Here is a 20685-nt window from a genome sequence, read left to right on the forward strand (position 1 = left end):
CGATCAAGTCCGCCTCGACACTGATCGTGCCCATCGCTCCGCGTGGGCATGCACCCCGTGACGCTTCACGTCGCATTCTCACGCCATGACGCTGAATTTCACCAAACCCCGCGCCACAGGGCATACTTGCCACCCTCTCGTCTGCGAACCCGCACTGCCCCATGCGTATCCATGTCAGTTTCATCGACCGCGTCGGTATCACCCAGGAAGTGCTGGCGATTCTGGGTGGGCGCAATCTGAATCTGGACGCTGTGGAAATGGTGCCGCCGAATGTCTACATCGACGCGCCGACCCTCAGCCATCAGATGCTCGAAGAGCTCAAGGACGCATTGTTCAGAGTGCGAGGTGTCGAGGCGATCACGGTGGTGGACATCCTGCCCGGCCAGCGTCGCCATCTGCAGCTCGATGCACTGCTGGCAGCGATGACCGATCCGGTGCTGGCACTGGACAGCGCCGGGCATGTGCTGCTGGCCAACCCGGCGCTGATCACGCTGATCGGCCGCGAGCCTGCGGGCGAACCCATTGGTGAAATGTTCGCCGACCCCAGCCTGCAAACTGCGTTGCTGGATAACGGCTTTCGTCTGCCGCTGCGCGAAATCACGCTCAATGGCGAAGCGCTGCTGCTCGACGCCACACCCATCACCGAAGCGGGCGCGCTGATCACGTTGTACCTGCCCAGCCGGATCGGCGAACGCCTTTCAGCGTTGCACCATGACCACGCCGAAGGCTTCGATGCGTTGCTTGGCGAGTCGGCTGCCATCCGCACGCTCAAGGCACGCGCTCAACGCATTGCAGCACTCGACGCGCCGCTGTTGATTCAAGGCGAAACCGGTACAGGCAAGGAACTGGTCGCCCGCGCCTGCCACGCCAGCAGCGCCCGACATGGCGAGCCGTTTCTGGCCCTCAACTGCGCGGCGTTGCCAGAGAATCTCGCCGAAAGCGAACTGTTCGGCTATGCCCCCGGTGCCTTCACCGGCGCCCAGCGGGGCGGCAAGCCAGGGCTGATGGAGCTGGCCAACCAGGGCACGGTATTTCTCGACGAGATCGGCGAAATGTCGCCCTACCTGCAGGCCAAGCTTCTGCGTTTTCTCAACGACGGCAGCTTTCGGCGGGTGGGCGGCGACCGCGAGGTCAAGGTCAATGTGCGCATCCTGAGCGCCACCCACCGCGACCTGGAAAAAATGGTCAGCGAAGGCACCTTCCGCGAAGACCTGTTCTACCGCCTCAACGTCCTGAATCTGGAAGTGCCGCCACTGCGCGAGCGCGGCCAGGACATTCTGCTGCTGGCGCGGTACTTCATGGAGCAGGCCTGTGCGCAGATCCAGCGCCCGGTCTGTCGTCTGGCACCCGGTACTTACCCGGCCCTGCTGGGCAATCGCTGGCCGGGCAATGTCCGGCAGCTGCAGAACGTGATCTTCCGCGCCGCAGCCATCAGTGAAGGCGCAGTGGTGGATATTGGCGATCTGGACATCGCGGGCACCGCTATTGCAGGCCAGAACACAGTCGAAGTCGACAGTCTTGAGCACGCCGTGGAGTCTTTCGAAAAGGAACTGCTGGAAAAGCTTTACGCCGACTATCCCTCCACGCGCCAGCTGGCCACACGCTTGCACACTTCGCACACCGCCATCGCCCACCGGTTGCGCAAGTACGGCATTCCCGGCAAATCCTGAAAGCGATGTACCTGCACCGAGAACCGGCGGATCCGGAGCAAACCTTTGGTAGCTATTTAGTGGCAAACCGCTGATAGTCGGAATGTGACTGGCAACGCGTCATGGTGTTGCCATTCGCTCGACCGATGTTCACGATAGAGCCTGATCCTCAGGAAGGCTCACGAAGTCACGGGAGCAATGATGCAAACCCCGCCAGTAGAACCTGAGTCTCGCGACGAAAGGACCACGGAATCACGTCGTCAGAAAAACCTGCTCAAGACAGGCGCACTGCAGGACGCGATTTTCAACAGCGCCTACTTTTCCAGCATCGCGACCGATGAGCACGGGGTCATCCAGATTTTCAACGTCGGTGCCGAGCGCATGCTCGGCTATCAGTCCGAAGATGTGGTCGACAAGATCACCCCCGCCGACATCTCCGACCCCACCGAACTGATCACCCGAGCGGCGGCACTCAGCCACGAGCTCAACACCCCCATCACCCCCGGCTTCGAAGCACTGGTGTTCAAGGCTTCTCGCGGCATTGAAGACATCTACGAACTGACCTACATTCGCAAGGACGGCAGTCGACTGTCAGCCATGGTCTCGGTCACTTCATTGCGCGACAGTAACGAAACCATCATCGGTTATCTGCTGATCGGCACCGATAACACCGCACGCAAGCAGGAAGAGGAAACCCAGGCCCTGCTCGACCAGAGGCTTCGCGATCAGCACTTCTATACCCGGTCGCTGATCGAGTCGAACATCGATGCTCTGATGATGACTGATCCGCAAGGCATCATTTCCGACGTCAACAAGCAGATGATGGCGCTGACCGGAAGAACCCGTGACGAACTGATCGGCGCCCCGTGCAAGAACTTCTTCACTGACCCTGCCCGCGCCGAGGCAGCCATCAAGCGTGTGCTCAGCGAACACACTGTCAGCGACTACGAACTCACGGTGCGCGCCTACGATGGCACCGAAACCGTAGTGTCCTACAACGCCGCGACTTTCCATGACCGCGACCGCAAACTCAAGGGTGTGTTCGCCGCTGCCCGCGATGTCACCGAGCGCAAGCGCTTCGAACGCACTCTGGAAGAGAAGAACGTCGAGCTGGAACATGCCAGCCACATGAAGTCCGAATTCCTCGCCACCATGTCCCACGAACTGCGCACGCCGCTCAACGCCGTCATCGGTTTTTCCGAAGCGCTGCGGGACGGCATGGTCGGCGATATGACCGACACACAGCGCAAGTACATCGGCGACATCTTCAACAGCGGCCAGCACCTTCTGTCATTGATCAACGACATTCTCGATCTGTCCAAGGTGGAGGCCGGCATGATGGAGCTGGAGCTTGAGCCGGTCGAACTGAGCGAGCTGCTGAGCAACAGCCTGCTGATCGTTCGCGAACAGGCTGCACTACAGAGCATTCAGCTCAAACTGGAATCCGAAAACGATTTCGGCCTGATGGAACTGGACCGGCGCAAGACCAAACAGATCGTCTATAACCTGCTGGCCAACGCGGTGAAATTCAGCTCGCCGGGCGGCTGGGTCACGCTGGCCGTACGGCAAGTGCCACGTGCGCTGGCCGGATCCATCGAGGGTGACTGGCCGACCTATGGCTTCGAGCTGCCCGCCAGCAAGCATGATCAGTTCCTTGAACTGAGGGTTAGCGACACCGGGATCGGCATTGCGCAAAGCGACATGAGCAAGCTGTTCAAGGCCTTCAGCCAGATCGACAGCAGCCTGTCGCGCAAATTCGAAGGCACAGGGCTGGGCCTGGCGATGGTCAAGCAACTGGCTGAACTGCATGGCGGCAGCGTCGCGGTCGCCAGCGTCAAGGATCTGGGCGCACGCTTTGTGGTCTGGCTGCCGATTCGTGCCCACACACCTGTGGAGGCGCCGTGGCCCAAATCCTGATCATCGAAGACAATGCGGCCAACATGCGCCTGGCCGAATTGCTGCTGACCAGCGCCGGACATGGCGTGACCGCAGCAACCGATGCCGAGACCGGCCTCAGACTGGCGCAGGAGTGTCAGCCGCAGCTGATTCTGATGGACATTCATTTGCCCGGAATGGACGGCCTGCAGGCCACCTCACTGCTCAAGAGCGATGCCAGGACCGCGACCATTCCGGTCATTGCGCTGACCGCCATGGCCATGAAGGAGGACGAAGAAAAAATCCGCCTGGCTGGCTGTGATGCCTACATCACCAAGCCGCTGAGTTACAAGGAACTGTACCGGGTCATCGAGACCTTGCTGGAACAGAATCCGCCCGAACGGCCAACCACCTGAGTGCTCGTCATGCCCGAAACCAACGCAACGATATTGATCGTCGATGACGACGTCCATGTACGCGATCTGCTCGAAGTGCTCCTGCAGAATCAGCATTATCGGACGCAGACGGCGGAGTCTGGCGAACAGGCGCTGGAAATGGTCGAGAAACAGGCACCTGACCTGATCCTGCTGGACATCATGATGCCAGGCATGGACGGTTATGAAGTGGCCAGTCGGCTCAAGTCCGGGAAGACCACCTCCAATATCCCAATCATCATGCTGTCGGCACTCGACGAGCGCAGCGCTCGCATTTCCGGGCTGGAAGCGGGTGCCGAGGAATACCTCAACAAACCGGTGGACAGCGGCGAGCTGTGGCTGCGCGTGCGCAACCTGTTGCGACTGAAGTCGTTCGGCGACTACATGAAGGACCACAACCTGATCCTTGAGGATCAGTTGCAACAGCGGACCATTGATCTGGAGCGCTTTCGCTCGGTGATGGACGCATCGGATGACGCGATTTTTCTCATCAACCGCAACACCATGAGTCTGATCGAATTCAACCGACGGGCCTGCCAGTTGCTGGGTTACACCGCCGACGAGTTGCAGCACAAGACGCCTGCAGAGCTGGGCGAGAGCTCCATGGAACAGTTGGAAGTGGTCTACGACCAGATCATCGCCGGCAAAGGCCCGAGCGAGCCGCTGGAAACCCTGATCCGTGACAAGAGTGGCCGTGATGTGTCGGTCGAAATCCACCGCCAGGCCTATCAGGCGGGTGACGACTGGATCATCGTCGGCATCGTGCACGACATCACCCGGCGCAAGGAGTCCGACCAGCGCCTGTTAAAAATGGCTCACTACGACAACCTGACGGGCCTGCCCAACCGCGACCTGTTCTACACCAGCCTGCAGATGGGGCTGACCCAGGCCGCTGTCAGCCGCTGGAAGCTGGCGGTGATGACCGTCAACCTCGACGGTTTCAAGAATATCAACGAAACCTGGGGGCACGTGCTGGGCGACCAGACTCTGCTCGAAGTCAGCAAACGTCTGGCGAGTTGCCTGAATGCCAGTGACACGCTTGGCCGGGTGGACGGCGACGAATTCGCGCTGATTCTCATGATCCGCGAAGGCCAGGCCGACACCCATCAGATACTGGAACGCATCCGCACCACCTTGCGCACGCCCTTCCAGATCGAAGACCAGCGGGTGGTCATGACCGCCAGCATCGGCGTCGCCCTCTTCCCCGAGGACGGCGAGGACGCCCGCGAACTGGTGCGCCACGCCTACACGGCCATGAACAGTGCCAAAAAGAAAGGGGTGGGTGGCTACCGGTTTTACACCGCTCAGATGAATACCGAGGTCGCGGAGCGTCTGGACCTTGAAAACGCCCTGCGTGAGGCCGTGCAACAGCGTGCTTTCGAAATCGCCTATCAGCCCAAGGTCAGCCTCGAGGACGGCAGTATCTGCGGACTTGAGGCCCTGCTGCGCTGGCCTCGCCCGAACCAACCCGGCGTCTCGCCCGCCATCTTCGTGCCCGTGCTGGAAAATCTGGCATTGATCAGTGAGGTCGGGAGCTGGATGATCGACAGCGTCTGCGCCCAGATTGCCTTGTGGCAGCGTTCAGGACTGGGATCGTTTCAGGTGGCGGTGAACGTCTCCGGCCAGCAGATCGCCGGCAGCGGCCTGATTGCCGACATCAGTCAGTCCCTTGAGCGCCATCAGATTGATCCACGGTGGCTTGAAGTCGAATTGACGGAAAGCTCGCTGATGGAAAACACCTCGCACACCATCGCCACGCTGCAGACACTCAAGACACTGGGCGTCAGGATTTCCATCGACGATTTCGGCACGGGTTATTCAAGTCTGGCCTACCTGCGCCGATTCCCTATCGACAAGCTGAAAATCGACATTGCCTTCATCCGTGAGGTGACCAGTAACCCACAGGACGCCGCCATCGCCCGTGCAATCATCGAGCTGGCCCACAGCCTTGATCTGAAAGTGATTGCCGAAGGTGTGGAGACGCCCGAGCAACTGGCATTTCTGACTGAAAACCACTGCGACCAGGTGCAAGGGTTTCTGTTGAGTCGGCCGCTGCCGCTTGCGGAACTGGAGGCCTACCTGCGTGTGCCGGGCAGTCGACTTATGTGAAGAAAGGCGTGGAATGCCCATTCAAGGAAGGAGTCCGCTGTATGCGGTGTTTGCAAGTTGTACTGTTCGCAATGTTGAGTGTTACAGGCCTGGCGCATGGGCAGACGCCTGAAGCAACCGGCCTGATTGACGAGCCTGCGCCGGGAGCTGCTCCCGCCGAGCCTTCAAGCGAAGCCCGTGGCGTATTGCGGGCCCAGAATCAGGCTGTACTCGCCAGCGAATTGTCCGGACGCATTGTTGATCTGCCGTTTCAGGAAGGTGAGTCGTTCAACAAGGGCGACGTACTGGCGCGGTTCGACTGTTCGGCCTATCAGGCCCAGTTGAATGCTGCGCAAGCGGCCAGCCGTGGTGCCAGCGAAGAGCTGGCCCACAATCGGCAACTGGCGTCGCTCAATTCAGTCGGCCGTTTCGAGGTCGCCCGTGCCGAGGCCAGACTGTCCGAAACCCAGGCCCAGTCAAATGTTTATCAGGTGCAGATCAAGCGATGCAGCGTGGTTGCGCCGTATGACGGACAAGTCGTGGAGCGTAAGGTCAAGCGTTATGAAAGCGTCGCACCCGGCACGCCGATGCTGGAAATCGTCGACAACCGTACCCTGGAAATTCACTTGCTGGTGCCGTCACGCTGGATGAGCCGACTCAAACCGGGTCAGATCTTCAGCTTCGTGCCGGACGAAACCGGCAAACCGCTGACGGCCACCGTCAAGCGGTTGGGCGCCCGGATCGATGAGGGCAGCCAGACCCTGCTGTTGGTGGCCAGTCTGCCCAAGGTGGAAGGTCTGCTGAGTGGCATGAGCGGAACGGCACATTTCGCGGAGCCCAAGTGAACGCACCGGCATCAGGCGCGGTTGAACGGGTTTTCGCGCAGTTTCTGGACCTTGAGCGGCTGACCCGCGCTGCGCCGAACCTGGAACAATTGACCTACAGCCTGGCCAACGATGGCCAGAGCCTGTTCGGGTTTCGTCATGCTGCGCTGGTGATCGCTGGCAAAGTGCGGGCGGTGACAGGCGTCAGCGTGATTGAGCCCAATGCGCCGTTCGTGGCCTTTGTCGAGCACGCGGTTGGCCAGTTGCTAAAACTGGAACTGCTCAAACCGGCTCGCGTGGTTCAGATGGACATGCTCAGTGAATCGGTGCGTGACGACTGGAACAGCCTGTCAGCGCCCCATGTGTTCTGGCTGCCATTGCAGGATCGCAAAGGTGACGTGTTCGGCGGCCTTTGGCTGGCACGCGACACACCCTGGACCCCGGCCGAGCAGGTTTTGCTATCTCAACTGGGCGGCACATACAGCCATGCATGGCTGGCACTGCAACCCGGCAAGCCTTGGCGCCTGCGCTTCAACCGCAAGCGTCAGGCGTTGCTGGTGATCCTGGCGCTGCTATGCCTGCTGATTCCTGTGCGTCAGTCCGTGCTGGCACCGGCTGAAGTCGTGCCGCTGGGTGGACGTGTGATCGCGGCACCGCTGGATGGCGTGGTGACCGAGTTTCTGGTCAAACCCAACCAGACCGTCAAGACCGGCGACCTGCTGCTGCGTTTCGAGAACACCACCCTCAAGGCTCAGGCCGATGTGGCGGAGCGCGCGCTGAACGTGGCTGAAGCGGAACTCAAGGCCAACTCGCAGCGCGCGTTCGCCGACGCAGAGTCGAGTTCGAAGATCGATCTGCTGGCCGCTCGCGTCGAACAGAAACGCGCCGAGCGCGATTACGCACGTGAACTGCTCAAGCGCAGTGAAGTACGAGCAGAGCGTGACGGTATTGCAGTGTTCGCCGATGCCCAGCGCTGGATCGGCAAACCGGTACAGACCGGCGAACGCCTGATGGAAATCGCCGACCCGACTCAGGCCGAGCTGCGCATCGAACTGGCGGTCGGCGATGCCATTGCGTTGCAGCCTGATGCCGAGGTGGCACTGTTTCTGGACAGCGATCCGTTGCAGCGTCATGCAGCGATTCTCGAGCGGGCCGCTTATGAAGCGCAGCCGACACCTGGCGGCCAGTTGGCCTATCGCCTGGACGCCCGCTTTGTCGAATCGTCTCCGCCCCGAATCGGTCTGCGCGGCACCGCCAAGATTTTCGGTGACCGGGCACCGCTGGCGCTTTATCTGTTGCGTCGCCCGCTGGCCGGGCTGCGTCAGAGTGTGGGTCTGTAATGAAGCTGCCCGGCCTGCGAGCCGATCTGCAGCTCACCAGCGCCGCTGCGGCCCTGGACGGCTCGCCGCGCTGGACACTGGCCGATCCGGTGCGCGGTCGTTACTTCAAGCTGGGGACTCAGGCCATTCGCCTGCTGCGCCATTGGGCGCTGGGCGACGCCACGCGAGTGCTGCAAGCGGCCAACCGTGAGCCGGGGCTGCCTCTGGGCAATCCAGACGTGGAAGAACTACTGCGCTTTCTACGCGGACACGACCTGATCGTCGCTCTGGACCCCGAACAGCGCGCCAGTTATGTCGTCAAGGCGTCGGCATCGCGGCAGGGTCTGTGGCAAATGCTGCTCCATCAATACCTGTTTTTCCGCATCCCGCTGTGGCGACCGGACGCGTTTCTCAACCGCATCTGGCCCTGGCTGCAACGGTTCGGCCCGAGCCTGCTGCGTTATGGCCTGCCACTGACGCTGGGCCTAGGCGTGTTTCTGGTCGCCCGCGACTGGCAGCGTTTCATCGGTACCTTCCCGCACCTGTTCAGCCTGGGCGGTGCGCTGTCGTTCGGCATCGCGCTGTTTTTCGCCAAGCTTTGCCACGAATTCGGCCATGCGTTCATGGCCAAGCGCGCCGGCTGTCGGGTGCAAAGCATGGGCGTAGCGTTCATGGTGTTGCTGCCGCTGTTCTACACAGACGTCAGTGACGCCTGGCGCGTGAACGATCGTCGCGCCAGACTGTTGATCGGCGCAGGCGGTGTGCTCGCAGAAATGGTGCTGGCCTGTATTGCGCTGCTGGCCTGGTCGCTGTTGCCCGACGGGCCAGCGCGTACCGCCGCCTTCATGCTCGCCAGCGCGACCTGGATCACCACCGTGATCGTCAACCTCAACCCGTTCATGCGCTTCGATGGCTACTTTCTGATCAGCGATTTATGGGAAGTCGACAACCTGCAAGGTCGCGCCTTCGCCCTGTGCCGCTGGCGGTTACGTGAAACGCTTTTCGGTTACGGCGAGCCCGCCCCCGAGCCCTGGTCTCCGGTCATGCAGCGCCGATTGCTGTGGTGGGGCTATCTGTCGTGGTTGTGGCGTGCTGCGCTGTTCTTCGGAATCGCCCTTGCGGTCTATCACCTGTTTTTCAAACTGCTGGGGATTTTCCTGATGCTGGTGGAGCTGGGCTGGTTCATCTTTCTGCCGATTTTCAAGGAAACCCGTCACTGGTGGGCTAACCGCGAACAGGCCTATACGCCACGCGTAGTGCTGAGCGCTGCGGCATTGCTGACGTTGGTGCTGCTGCTGACCGTGCCGTGGAGCAACAGCGTCGAGCTGCCGGTGATGCTGGAAGCCCGGAGCGTGACAGCAATCCATGCTCCCGCTGCTGCCCGAGTAAAGCAGGTCAATGTGCAGGACGGTCAACATGTCGAGCAAGGCGCAGTGCTGATGGAACTGGAATCGCCGGACATCGATTCACGTCAGAGCATTGTGCGGCGTGAAATCGATATCCTGCAGTTGCAGATGCGTCGCCAGGCCGGGCGTAGCGAGACCGCCGCCGATGCAGGCATTCTGGAGCAGCGTCTCGCCGAAGCGGTCGCTGAATATCGCGGACTGGCGGCCCGTCGCGAACGCCTGCTGCTGCGCGCACCGAAAGCCGGAAAAGTGCGTGATCTAATGCCGCAATTGAGCGCCGGTCGCTGGATTTCCACCAGAGACCCTGTGCTGAGAATCGTCGAGCAAGGCTCACGGATCCGCGGTTACGTGGCGGAAAATGCCTTGTGGCGTATCGCGCCCGGCGACCGGGGCCGGTTCATCGCCGACGACCCGATGCGCGAATCGCTGCCGGTCGAGTTGCAGGAAGTCGACACCAATGGCGTCGAGTATCTGGATCAGGAAGCCCTGAGTTCCGATCATCACGGCCCGATAGCCGTGCGCCGCGATGAGAACCAGCGGGCGGAGCCGGTACAGGCGCAATACGGCGTCAGGCTTCAACTCACCGACGCAGTCAGTGCCACCCCTCAGCCATTACGCGGTGTGGCCGTCATTCAGGGCCGCAGCGAATCGCTGCTGGGCGCAACCTGGAGACGGCTGGCCGCACTCGGGGTGCGCGAAAGCGGATTTTAAGCGTTACACGGACAGAGGACAGCAAGGATGAGCAATACGCCTTTTGCCAATACCGACGGACTGGTCGTGCGGCCTTCAAGCGCATCGGACGCAGCATTTCTGCAGGCGCTCTACCATTCGGCCCGGCCGGATCTGCAATTTATCGACGGTGAGCGCGAGCAGATCGAGGACGTGATCAGCCAGCAGTTCCGGGTTCAAGAGCAAGGTCTGGGCGATCACTTTCCCAACGCGATGTATTACGTGGTCGAGAAGCTCGGCACTTGCATCGGCGCACTGGTGACCGACTTCGGCCACAACGAAATTCGTGTGCTGTACCTGGCATTCATTCCCGCTGCACGTGGTAAAGGCTACGGCCGAGTCGTACTGCAAGGGGTGCAGCAGGCGGCTGAGCAAATTCGCTGTCCGGTGGCGACGGTGGTCTGGGCCAACAACCCTCACGCGCTTCGGCATTATCTGGCGCTGGGGTTTCAGGTGCAGGAGCAGGACGTGGCAGCGCAGCGACTGGTGTGGTATCCGGGCCAGAACATCACGGCCCGGACACTGTGACTCAGTTGAAGCTGATGCAGTAATACGCCAGGTTTTCGTCGCGCCCCATTGCAGGTACGCGAGACACGAACACGTCCTGCAGCAGTCCCATCTCCGGCAGCACGACTGCGCATGACCCATCGATGAACTCGCTGGGCTCCAGAGAACTCAGCGACACATTGAATGGCAGGCGTCGGTCTTCAGCAAGGCGCGCTTGCGGCTTTTCGATGACCGATGAAACACGAACCGGCAATTGACTGCCATCGCTCAGTTGCAGCGTGCAGACGCAGCCCAGCATGACTCGAAAATTATCCACGTTGACTTCGTGCAGCATGAATATCTCCAGCAAAGAGTGATGAAGAGTCCTTCCCTGGACTCGGGCAAGATCAGTCCCGCGGCGGGAAATAACCTTGCAGGGCAATACTGAAGTTCACGACCAGAAACGGATTCATGCTGCTCAGCGGCTGACTGCCTCCGACTGGCTGCATGGTCCCGCTGATGGCGGTGCTAACGCCTTTCTGAACCACAGGCGCGCTCCCTGCATCCGGCGAAAATATATTCGCGGAACTGGGACCGGTGGTCGATGCGCCGATAAAGGCATTGGTAGTGGTCGGGGCGATGGTGGCACCGGCCACCGCAGAACTGGCCAGATTGATGGTGGTGGTGGCTGTCAGCGTACTCATCTGATGCACGTGAGCAGGCATGTTGTTGATGCCTACGGTGAGCGCTTCAACGCCAGAAGCCGTTCCCATCACACGGGCAGTCAGCCCTGTGCCCTGCCCCTGACAGACCGGCACCCTGCCTTGCAGATTCGGCAGCATGAAGGTCTGCTGGCCATTACCGCCATACGCGACACCCAGCAGCGCGAACAACGCTGCATATTGATTGACGTTCATGGTCTGCCCATTGCACTGCGCCCAACCGGAAGGCGCGAAAGGGAAACCAAACGTCATGATCGAACCCATAAAAACTTCCATACGCTTCATCCTTTTACGACATGGGATACCTTCGATCCACCGGAGCATGTGCCCTTGGGTGGCAGGATGAAAGCGTAGACGCAGCCTTGTGCCATGCGAATTTTTTTGCTTCTTCGGATCTGTTCACCTTCCCACTCATATGAATAGATCGGAAATATCCGACGGCAAAATGCCATCCATCATACAAAGTTCAGTACCGTTCATCTGATAAATGTCCCAAGTTGGATCCTTTAGCCCAATAAATCCGGGAGCCTGAGCTTTGTGCTCGATTTTGCCCCCTTTTTCGCCACTCAAGACATGCAGGATGATGTCGAAGTACTACCATATGCAGACGTCTTGATACGTTGCGAACACACTCGAAAGCACCTCCATACTTCTGGACGCACGGATGCAGAAATTCCATTTCATCGCAGGTTTGCCTCGATCAGGGTCTACCCTGCTGTCCGCCATTCTGTTGCAGAACCCACGCTTCCACGCGGGTATGAGCAGCCCGGTTGGCTCATTGTTTTCGAGCATTCTGGGTCAGTGCAGCGCAGGCAGTGAATTCTCCTCTGTGATCAGCACCGACATGCGTCGTCGCCTGCTGCGCGGCATCTTCGATTCCTATTACGCCGACCAGTCCGCGAAGGATGTCGTGTTCGATACCAGTCGCGGATGGACCTCCAGACTACCTGCGCTGAAGGATCTGTTTCCGCAATGCAGGATGATTGCCTGCGTGCGCAACGTGGCTTGGGTGATGGACAGCATCGAGCGCCTGTATCGTGCCAATCCGTTCGAAAACACCCGGCTATTCAATGATGACGTAGAGCGCAATACGGTCTACAGCCGCGTGGAAACCCTGGCACAGCGCAACAGGCTGGTGGGTTTTGCCTGGGCTTCACTCAAGGAAGCCTATTACGGCGAACACGCAGGCTCGATTCTGCTGATCGATTACGACCTGCTGTCTCAGGCGCCGGACCGGGTCATGCGGCTGGTCTATGACTTCATCGACGAACCCTGGTTCGAACACGACTTCAACAACCTTTCCTATGACGCTCCCCAGTTCGATGACGCACTGGGCGTGTCCGGCCTGCATAAGGTCAAACCGCGCGTCGCGCTGGAACCGAGAGCCACCATCCTGCCGCCGGATCTGTTTGAACAGTATTCAAAATTGTCGTTCTGGAATGACGGGGCTGCCAGCGCAGCCAATGTCATCCGCATGAAATCAGACGCTGCGGTCAAGTGATCGCGGCTTTATAGGTCGTAACGTTCGATCCTGGGTGAGCAGTATGTGGTGGAATAACAAAAATTCGCGGATTGCAAAGCGGGCACCTTCGAGTGCGACCTCCTCCGCTTCCCCGATGATCATGTCTCTTGAGCCCCGCATGTTGTTCGACGGCGCGGTAGCGGCGACAGTCGTGGAAGCGGCAGCTCAGCCGGACGCCCAGCCAACGCCTGACGCGGCTGCCAAAAGCGCCGAACAGGCCAGTAGTGCCAGCAATGGTGAGCATTCTCAGCCCGATGCCACGGCGGATGTCACCGCCAGACCTGCTGCAGTGCCTGGCAGCACCGTGGTGTTCGTCGACTCGCGGGTCAAGGATTCCGCCAGTCTGCTGGCAGGCGTTGCCCCTGGCGCTCAAGTGGTCGAACTGGATGCCACCAAAGACGGCCTGCAACAGATCGCCGACTATCTGGGCTCCCATCAAGGCGTCAGTTCGGTACAGATCATTGCGCACGGCAACTCGGGCGATCTTTGGCTGGGCAACAGCTATGTGTCGGCCGACAACCTCTCGCAACGCAGCGCCTTGCTGGCCGAGATCGGCAACGATATCAACACAGGCGGCGACATTCTGATCTACGCCTGCAACACCGCCGAGGGCGATCAGGGTCTGAGCTTCGTGGACTCGCTGGCTACGCTGACGGGTCGTGACATCGCCGCATCCACCAACCGCACCGGCGTGGGCGGCGACTGGGATCTGGAAATCGCGACCGGCAGTATCGAAAGTGTCAGCGCTCTTTCACGGCAGTCGATGGACGCCTACCAGTGGGGACTGGCGACCTTTACGGTCAACTCCGCCAGCAACACCGGCACCGGTACACTGCGCGATGCACTGGCCAACGCCCAGAACGGCGATATCGTGACCTTTTCGACTGGCATGACTGTCTCGCTGCAGACTCAACTGGTTGTGAACAAAAACATCACCATCGATGGCGACCTCAATAACGACGGCGTCGCAGATGTCACTCTTGATGGCCAGAACAGAACAAGCGTCATCAGGGTCACCTCAGGGACAACAGCCACGCTTGATGGCGTGATCATTACCCGAGGTGTGGCCACCACGGCGGGGGCAAACAGTGGCTCTGCCATTGCTGCGGCTGATGCGCTGGGCGGCGGTATCAACAACGCGGGCAACCTCACACTGCGTAACGTTACGGTCACCGCCAACGCCGCCTCCGGCGGTGGTGGCGGCGGCGGCGTTCTGGCTCCGACCGTGGGCGGAGGTGGCGGCGGTGGTGGCGGTATCGGAGGGCAAAATGGTGCCAGTGGCGGCGCAGCAGGTACCTATACACCCACCGCTCCCTCTGCCAACACCGGCGGCAATGGTGCCGGGTTCAATACCGTTTACATGGGCGGCAAGGGAGGTAACGCTTCCGGTGGCGGTGCGGGTGGCCTTGGTGTGTCCGGATACACAAACGGCGGCAACGGCGGCACGGCTTCCAGCGGTGGCCGGACCATTGGCGGCGGTGGCGGTGGCGCGGGCTTTGACGGCAATGGCGGCAGAGGCGGCTCTGCCGTAGGCGGCATCTATAACGCTTCCAGCGGCACTCTGGCGATTATCGGCACCTCGACCATCAGCAGTAATATTGGCGCGGCTGGCGGCGGTGGCGGTGGCGGAACGGTCGGTGGCAACGGTGGCCGTGGCATCGGCGGGATCTGGAACAAAGGTACGGTCAACATCACCGCCGGCAACAACTCAGCCATGACCGGCAACGTGGGCGGCAGCGGCGCAGGCGGGCAAGCCTACTCCGGCGGCACCAACGGTTCGTCGCCGACAGCCGTCAATAACATCCTCAATGACGGCGGTACACTGAACATCGCCTACACAGCCGATACGACGGCACCGACCGGCTCAAGCATTGTGATTGCCAACACCTCATTGAGCCCGGGCGCAACGACCACCGTCACCATTACGTTCAGCGAACCTGTCTTTGGCCTGGATATTTCCGAGATCACCGCGCCAAACGGTACGCTGACTAACCTGACAACCACCAATAACATCACCTGGACCGCCACCTTCACAGCGGGCAGCAACACTTCGGGTGGTTCGAGCGCCATCACCCTGGCAACCTCGGCCGTACAGGACGCCGCAGGCAACATCGGCACGGGCACACTGAGCTCCAACAACTACGCCGTGGTCGATAACGTGCCCCCGACAGCCACTGTCGTGGTATCAGACTCCACGCTGAGTGTTGGCGAGACTTCGCTGGTGACCATCACCTTCAGCGAAGCCGTCACCGGTTTTACCAATGCCGACCTGACGGTGGCCAACGGTACATTGACCGCAGTCAGCAGCAGCGACGGCGGTATTACCTGGACGGCGACCCTGACGCCGACCAACAACTTCACCAGTTCGGTGAATCAGATCACCCTCAATCGGGCTGGCGTTCAGGATCTGGCTGGCAACGTGGGTACTGGCACCACAGCCTCGAACAACTACGCCATCGACACTGCACGCCCGACGGCCAACGTCGCGGTGGCCGACAACGCACTGAGCGTGGGCGAGACCTCGCTGGTCACCATCACCTTCAGTGAAGCCGTCAGCGGTTTCACCAACGCCGATCTGACGGTGGCCAATGGCACGCTGAGCGCGGTGAGCAGCAGCGACGGCGGCATCACCTGGACCGCGACTTACACGCCGACCAACAACATCACCAGCCCCAACAACCTGATCACCCTGAACAACACCGGTGTCACCGATGCCGCAGGCAATACCGGTGCAGGCTCGACAAGCTCCAACAACTACGCGATCGACACTGTACGTCCGACTGCGGGTATCGCAATGGCCGACACCGCCTTGTCAGTCGGTGAAACCTCGCTGGTCACTATCACCTTCAGCGAAGCGGTCACAGGCTTCACCAACGCCGACCTGACAGTGCCCAACGGCACCCTCAGCGCGGTGAGCAGCAGTGACGGCGGCATCACCTGGACCGCGACCTACACGCCAGACATCAACGTCGCCGACACCACCAACCTGATCAGCCTTAACAACGCAGGTGTCACCGACCTGGCGGGCAACGCAGGCACCGGGACCACCAGTTCACCCAATTTCACCATCGACACCCTACAGCCGACCGCCACCATCGTGGTCGCCGACAGCGCACTGAGCGTGGGCGAGACCTCACTGGTGACCATCACCTTCAGCGAAGCCGTCACCGGCTTCACCAACGCCGACCTCACAGTGGCCAACGGTACCTTGAGCGCGGTCAACAGCAACGATGGCGGCGTCACCTGGACCGCGATCCTGACGCCGACCACCAGCGTGACCGACGCCACCAACCTGATCACTCTGGACAACACCGGCTTCGCCAATGCGTCCGGCAACATCGGCAGTGGCGTCACATCCTCGAACAACTACGCCATCGATACGCAACGCCCGACAGCTACCATCGTGGTCGCCGATAACGCGCTGTCTATCGGTGAAACCTCGCTGGTCACCATTACCTTCAGCGAAGCGGTCACCGGCTTCACCAACGCCGACCTCACAGTGGCCAATGGCACGCTCAGCGCGGTCAGCAGCAGCGACGGCGGCATCACCTGGACAGCGACTCTGACGCCGGCAGCAGGTGTCACCAGCGCCAGCAACTCGGTGACATTGAGCAATACCGGCGTGACCGACCTGGCGGGCAACACAGGCAGTGGCCTGAGCGTTTCCAACAACTACGCCATCGACTCTGTGCGACCTACCGCAACCGTTGCACTGGCAGATACCGCGCTGAGCGTCGGTGAAACCTCGCTGGTCACCATCACCTTCAGCGAAGCGGTCACAGGCTTCACCAACGCCGACCTGACCGTGCCCAACGGCACACTCAGCGCGGTCAGCAGCAGTGACGGCGGTATCACTTGGACCGCGACCTACACGCCAAACGTCAACGTCGCCGACACCACCAACCTGATCAGCCTGAACAACGCAGGTGTCACCGACCTGGCGGGCAACGCAGGCACCGGTACCACCAGTTCACCCAACTTCACCATCGACACCCTGCAGCCGACCGCCACCATCGTGGTCGCAGACAGCGCACTGAGCGTGGGCGAAACCTCGCTGGTGACCATTACCTTCAGCGAAGCCGTCACCGGCTTCACCAACGCCGACCTCACAGTGGCCAACGGTACCTTGAGCGCGGTCAACAGCAACGATGGCGGCGTCACCTGGACCGCGATCCTGACGCCGACCACCAGCGTGACCGACGCCACCAACCTGATCACTCTGGACAACACCGGCTTCGCCAATGCGTCCGGCAACATCGGCAGTGGCGTCACGTCCTCGAACAACTACGCCATCGATACGCAGCGTCCGACGGCCACCGTCGTGGTTGCCGACAACGCGCTGTCTATCGGTGAAACCTCGCTGGTCACCATTACCTTCAGCGAAGCGGTCACCGGCTTCACCAACGCCGACCTCACAGTGGCCAATGGCACGCTCAGCGCGGTCAGCAGCAGCGACGGCGGCATCACCTGGACGGCGACTCTGACGCCGGCAGCAGGTGTCACCAACGCCAGCAACTCGGTGACATTGAGCAATACCGGCGTGACCGACCTGGCGGGCAACACAGGCAGTGGCCTGAGCGTTTCCAACAACTACGCCATCGACTCTGTGCGACCTACCGCAACCGTTGCACTGGCAGATACCGCGCTGAGCGTCGGCGAAACCTCGCTGGTCACCATCACCTTCAGCGAAGCGGTCACAGGCTTCACCAACGCCGACCTGACCGTGCCCAACGGCACCCTCAGCGCGGTGAGCAGCAGTGACGGCGGCATTACCTGGACGGCGACCTACACGCCAGACATCAACGTCGCCGACACCACCAACCTGATCAGCCTGAACAACGCAGGTGTCACCGACCTGGCGGGCAACGCAGGCACCGGGACCACCAGTTCACCCAATTTCACCATCGACACCCTGCAGCCGACCGCCACCATCGTGGTCGCCGACAGCGCACTGAGCGTGGGCGAGACCTCGCTGGTGACCATTACCTTCAGCGAAGCCGTCAGCGGTTTCAACAACGCCGACCTGACGGTGGCCAATGGCACGCTCAGCGCGGTCAACAGCAACGATGGCGGCGTCACCTGGACCGCGACCCTGACGCCGACCGCCAGCGTGACCGACGCCACCAACCTGATCACGCTGGACAATACGGGCTTCGCCAATGCGTCCGGCAACATCGGCAGTGGCGTCACATCCTCTAATAACTACGCCATCGATACGCAGCGTCCGACGGCCACCGTCGTGGTTGCCGACAACGCGCTGTCTATCGGTGAAACCTCGCTGGTCACCATTACCTTCAGTGAGGCCGTCAGCGGTTTCAACAACGCCGACCTGACAGTGGCCAACGGTACTTTGAGCGCGGTCAGCAGCAGTGACGGCGGTATCACCTGGACCGCGACTCTGACGCCGACAGCAGGTGTCACCAGCGCCAGCAACTCGGTGACATTGAGCAATACCGGCGTGACTGACCTGGCGGGCAACACAGGCAGTGGCCTGAGCGTTTCCAACAACTACGCCATCGACTCTGTGCGACCTACCGCAACCGTTACACTGGCAGATACCGCGCTGAGCGTCGGCGAAACCTCGCTGGTCACCATCACCTTCAGCGAAGCGGTCACCGGCTTCACCAATGCCGACCTGAACGTGCCCAACGGCACCCTCAGCGCGGTGAGCAGCAATGACGGCGGCATCACCTGGACGGCGACCTACACGCCAGACGTCAACGTCGCCGACACTACCAACCTGATCAGCCTGAACAACGCAGGTGTCACCGACCTGGCGGGCAACACCGGGACCGGGACCACCAGTTCACCCAATTTCACCATCGACACCCTGCAGCCGACCGCCACCATCGTGGTCGCCGACAACGCGCTGTCGATTGGCGAAACCTCGCTGGTGACCATCACCTTCAGCGAAGCCGTCACCGGCTTCACCAACGCCGACCTCACAGTGACCAACGGTACCTTGAGCGCGGTCAACAGCAACGATGGCGGCGTTACCTGGACCGCGATCCTGACGCCGACCGCCAGCGTGACCGATGCCACCAACCTGATCACCCTGGACAACACCGGCTTCGCCAATGCGTCCGGCAACATCGGCAGTGGCGTTACGTCCTCGAACAACTACGCCATCGATACGCAGCGTCCGACGGCCACCGTCGTGGTTGCCGACAACGCGCTGTCTATCGGTGAAACCTCGCTGGTGACCATCACGTTCAGTGAGGCGGTCAGCGATTTCACGCTGTCCGACATGTTGACCAACAACGCCACACTCAGCGGCCTCGGCACCACTGACGGCGGCATCACCTGGACCGCAACGCTGACACCGGCGGCCAACATTACCGACACCACCAACCTGGTTCTGGTGAACAACACTCGCGTGGTCGATCTGGCCGGTAACGCGGGCAGCGGCCTGAGCAGCTCCAACAACTACGCGGTCGATACCGTTCGCCCTACAGCGACCATCACTGTTGCCAACCCAAGCCTGGCCATTGGTCAGACGTCGCTGGTGACCTTTGCCTTCAGCGAGCCGGTCAGCGGTTTCGACCTGTCTGACATCAGCGTCGGCAACGGCACGCTGTCCGGCCTGACCAGTGCCGACAACGGCCTGACCTGGACCGCCACACTGACAGCAAACGCCAACACCACGGCGCCGAACAATTTCATTGTTCTGGACAGCGGAACCGTCAACGACCTCGCAGGCAACGCAGGCACGGCGATCGCGCTTTCCAGTAATTACACCGTCGACACTCAGCGTCCTTCGGCGACCATCTCGCTCGCCAATCCGAACCTGTCCACAGGTCAGACATCGCTGGTGACCTTTGCTTTCAGCGAGCCGGTCACCAACTTCACGCTCTCGGACATCAGCGTTGCCAACGGCACCTTGTCGAACCTGGCCAGCAGCAATGGCGGTGCGACCTGGACCGCAACGCTGACACCGACCGCCAACACCAACGATCCGAGCAATTTCATTGTGCTGGACAGTGGCACGGTGACAGACCTGGCGGGCAACGCAGGCACGGGCGTAGCCGTTTCGTCCAATTACGCAATCACGACGCTCTCCCAGGCAGGTGATCCGCAATTCAGGGTCGACACTCCGGCGCCGCTGAACACACCGCCAAACGTACCGTTGCAACCAGCCGTATTCGGCAATCCGACAGGCGCGCTGGCCGCTCCCTTGAGCTTCGCACCGCTCTTCGAGCAGCGTACGACCGGCGGCGACCTGCCGCCGGTGGGTAACATCTTTATCAACAACCGTGCCTTGGCACCGAGCTTCATTGCCCAGGTGTTCACGCCCGGCAGCGTGGGCGGTTCAGGATCGGGTTTCCTCGGGTTCAGCAGCGGAGAAGGCAACGTCTTCAGCAGCAGTACGTTGTCGACGCTGTTTTCGCGCGACACCTCGACGGCCGGTGCATTCGAAGGTGCCAGCAGCCGCAGCCTGAGCGATTCGTCGCAAAGCATCGGTGCAGGTTTCGGCGCGTTGACGCTAGGCCAGCAGTTGCAACAGATCACCGATATCGAACAGGAAAAATTGCGTGAACTGGCATGGGCTCTAGGGGAAGTCGGTGTGAGTGAAGCGCAGGCTTGATAACAGGTTGGGTTTTGCGCCGTGTGAAGACGGCGCTTATAAAAAG

12 protein-coding genes are annotated in these 20685 nt (G+C 60.9%); 10 read left to right on the forward strand and 2 right to left on the reverse strand.

The genetic code is table 11. From position 1 onward, the window contains the following. The first annotated feature begins 161 nt into the window (after positions 1 to 161). From KDX39_RS06770 to KDX39_RS06805, 8 genes are all read left to right on the forward strand, one after another. Positions 162 to 1670, forward strand: a complete 1509-nt coding sequence (locus KDX39_RS06770; protein ID WP_231659792.1) for a sigma-54-dependent transcriptional regulator — start codon at positions 162 to 164, stop codon at positions 1668 to 1670. 180 nt (positions 1671 to 1850) lie between these two features. Then, positions 1851 to 3566, forward strand: a complete 1716-nt coding sequence (locus tag KDX39_RS06775) for a PAS domain-containing sensor histidine kinase (protein ID WP_231659793.1) — start codon at positions 1851 to 1853, stop codon at positions 3564 to 3566. Then, the gene (locus KDX39_RS06780; RefSeq protein ID WP_231659794.1) at positions 3551 to 3940 is read left to right on the forward strand and encodes a response regulator; all 390 of its coding nucleotides are present in this window, start codon (positions 3551 to 3553) and stop codon (positions 3938 to 3940) included. The genes KDX39_RS06775 and KDX39_RS06780 overlap by 16 nt, the downstream gene beginning before the upstream one ends. Positions 3941 to 3949: 9 nt before the next feature. Continuing rightward, on the forward strand, positions 3950 to 6067 hold the full coding sequence (locus tag KDX39_RS06785) for an EAL domain-containing response regulator (protein WP_231659795.1): 2118 nt from the start codon (positions 3950 to 3952) through the stop codon (positions 6065 to 6067). 71 nt (positions 6068 to 6138) lie between these two features. Further along, entirely contained in the window at positions 6139 to 6891 is a 753-nt protein-coding gene (locus tag KDX39_RS06790; protein ID WP_231659943.1) for an efflux RND transporter periplasmic adaptor subunit, read from the forward strand. Beyond that, on the forward strand, positions 6888 to 8210 hold the full coding sequence (locus KDX39_RS06795) for an efflux RND transporter periplasmic adaptor subunit (protein ID WP_231659796.1): 1323 nt from the start codon (positions 6888 to 6890) through the stop codon (positions 8208 to 8210). Before KDX39_RS06790 ends, KDX39_RS06795 begins: the two co-directional genes overlap by 4 nt. Next, positions 8210 to 10306 (forward strand): HlyD family efflux transporter periplasmic adaptor subunit, encoded by a 2097-nt coding sequence (locus tag KDX39_RS06800; RefSeq protein ID WP_231659797.1) that lies wholly within the window; start codon positions 8210 to 8212, stop codon positions 10304 to 10306. Before KDX39_RS06795 ends, KDX39_RS06800 begins: the two co-directional genes overlap by 1 nt. 27 nt (positions 10307 to 10333) lie before the next feature. Further along, positions 10334 to 10852: a GNAT family N-acetyltransferase gene (locus KDX39_RS06805; RefSeq protein ID WP_231659798.1), complete on the forward strand. Its 519-nt coding sequence runs from the start codon at positions 10334 to 10336 to the stop codon at positions 10850 to 10852. A gap of 1 nt (position 10853) precedes the next feature. Here the strand turns inward: KDX39_RS06805 and KDX39_RS06810 are convergent, their stop codons facing one another. Together KDX39_RS06810 and KDX39_RS06815 are read right to left on the reverse strand one after the other, a co-directional pair. Continuing rightward, entirely contained in the window at positions 10854 to 11165 is a 312-nt protein-coding gene (locus KDX39_RS06810) for a hypothetical protein (RefSeq protein WP_231659799.1), read from the reverse strand. A gap of 52 nt (positions 11166 to 11217) precedes the next feature. Next, positions 11218 to 11808 (reverse strand): phage tail protein, encoded by a 591-nt coding sequence (locus tag KDX39_RS06815; RefSeq protein ID WP_231659800.1) that lies wholly within the window; start codon positions 11806 to 11808, stop codon positions 11218 to 11220. 388 nt (positions 11809 to 12196) lie between these two features. Between KDX39_RS06815 and KDX39_RS06820 the strand changes: the two genes are divergently transcribed. Both KDX39_RS06820 and KDX39_RS06825 read left to right on the forward strand, forming a co-directional pair. Continuing rightward, positions 12197 to 13033, forward strand: coding sequence for a sulfotransferase family protein (locus KDX39_RS06820; RefSeq protein WP_099227377.1), 837 nt, complete (start codon positions 12197 to 12199; stop codon positions 13031 to 13033). Positions 13034 to 13172: 139 nt separating this feature from the next. Then, a complete protein-coding gene (locus KDX39_RS06825) occupies positions 13173 to 20639 on the forward strand; it encodes an Ig-like domain-containing protein (RefSeq protein ID WP_231659944.1) in 7467 nt (2488 codons plus the stop codon). Positions 20640 to 20685 lie beyond the last annotated feature (46 nt).

It is taken from the genome of Pseudomonas sp. CDFA 610, assembly GCF_021147865.1.
GTDB lineage: Bacteria > Pseudomonadota > Gammaproteobacteria > Pseudomonadales > Pseudomonadaceae > Aquipseudomonas > Aquipseudomonas alliivorans.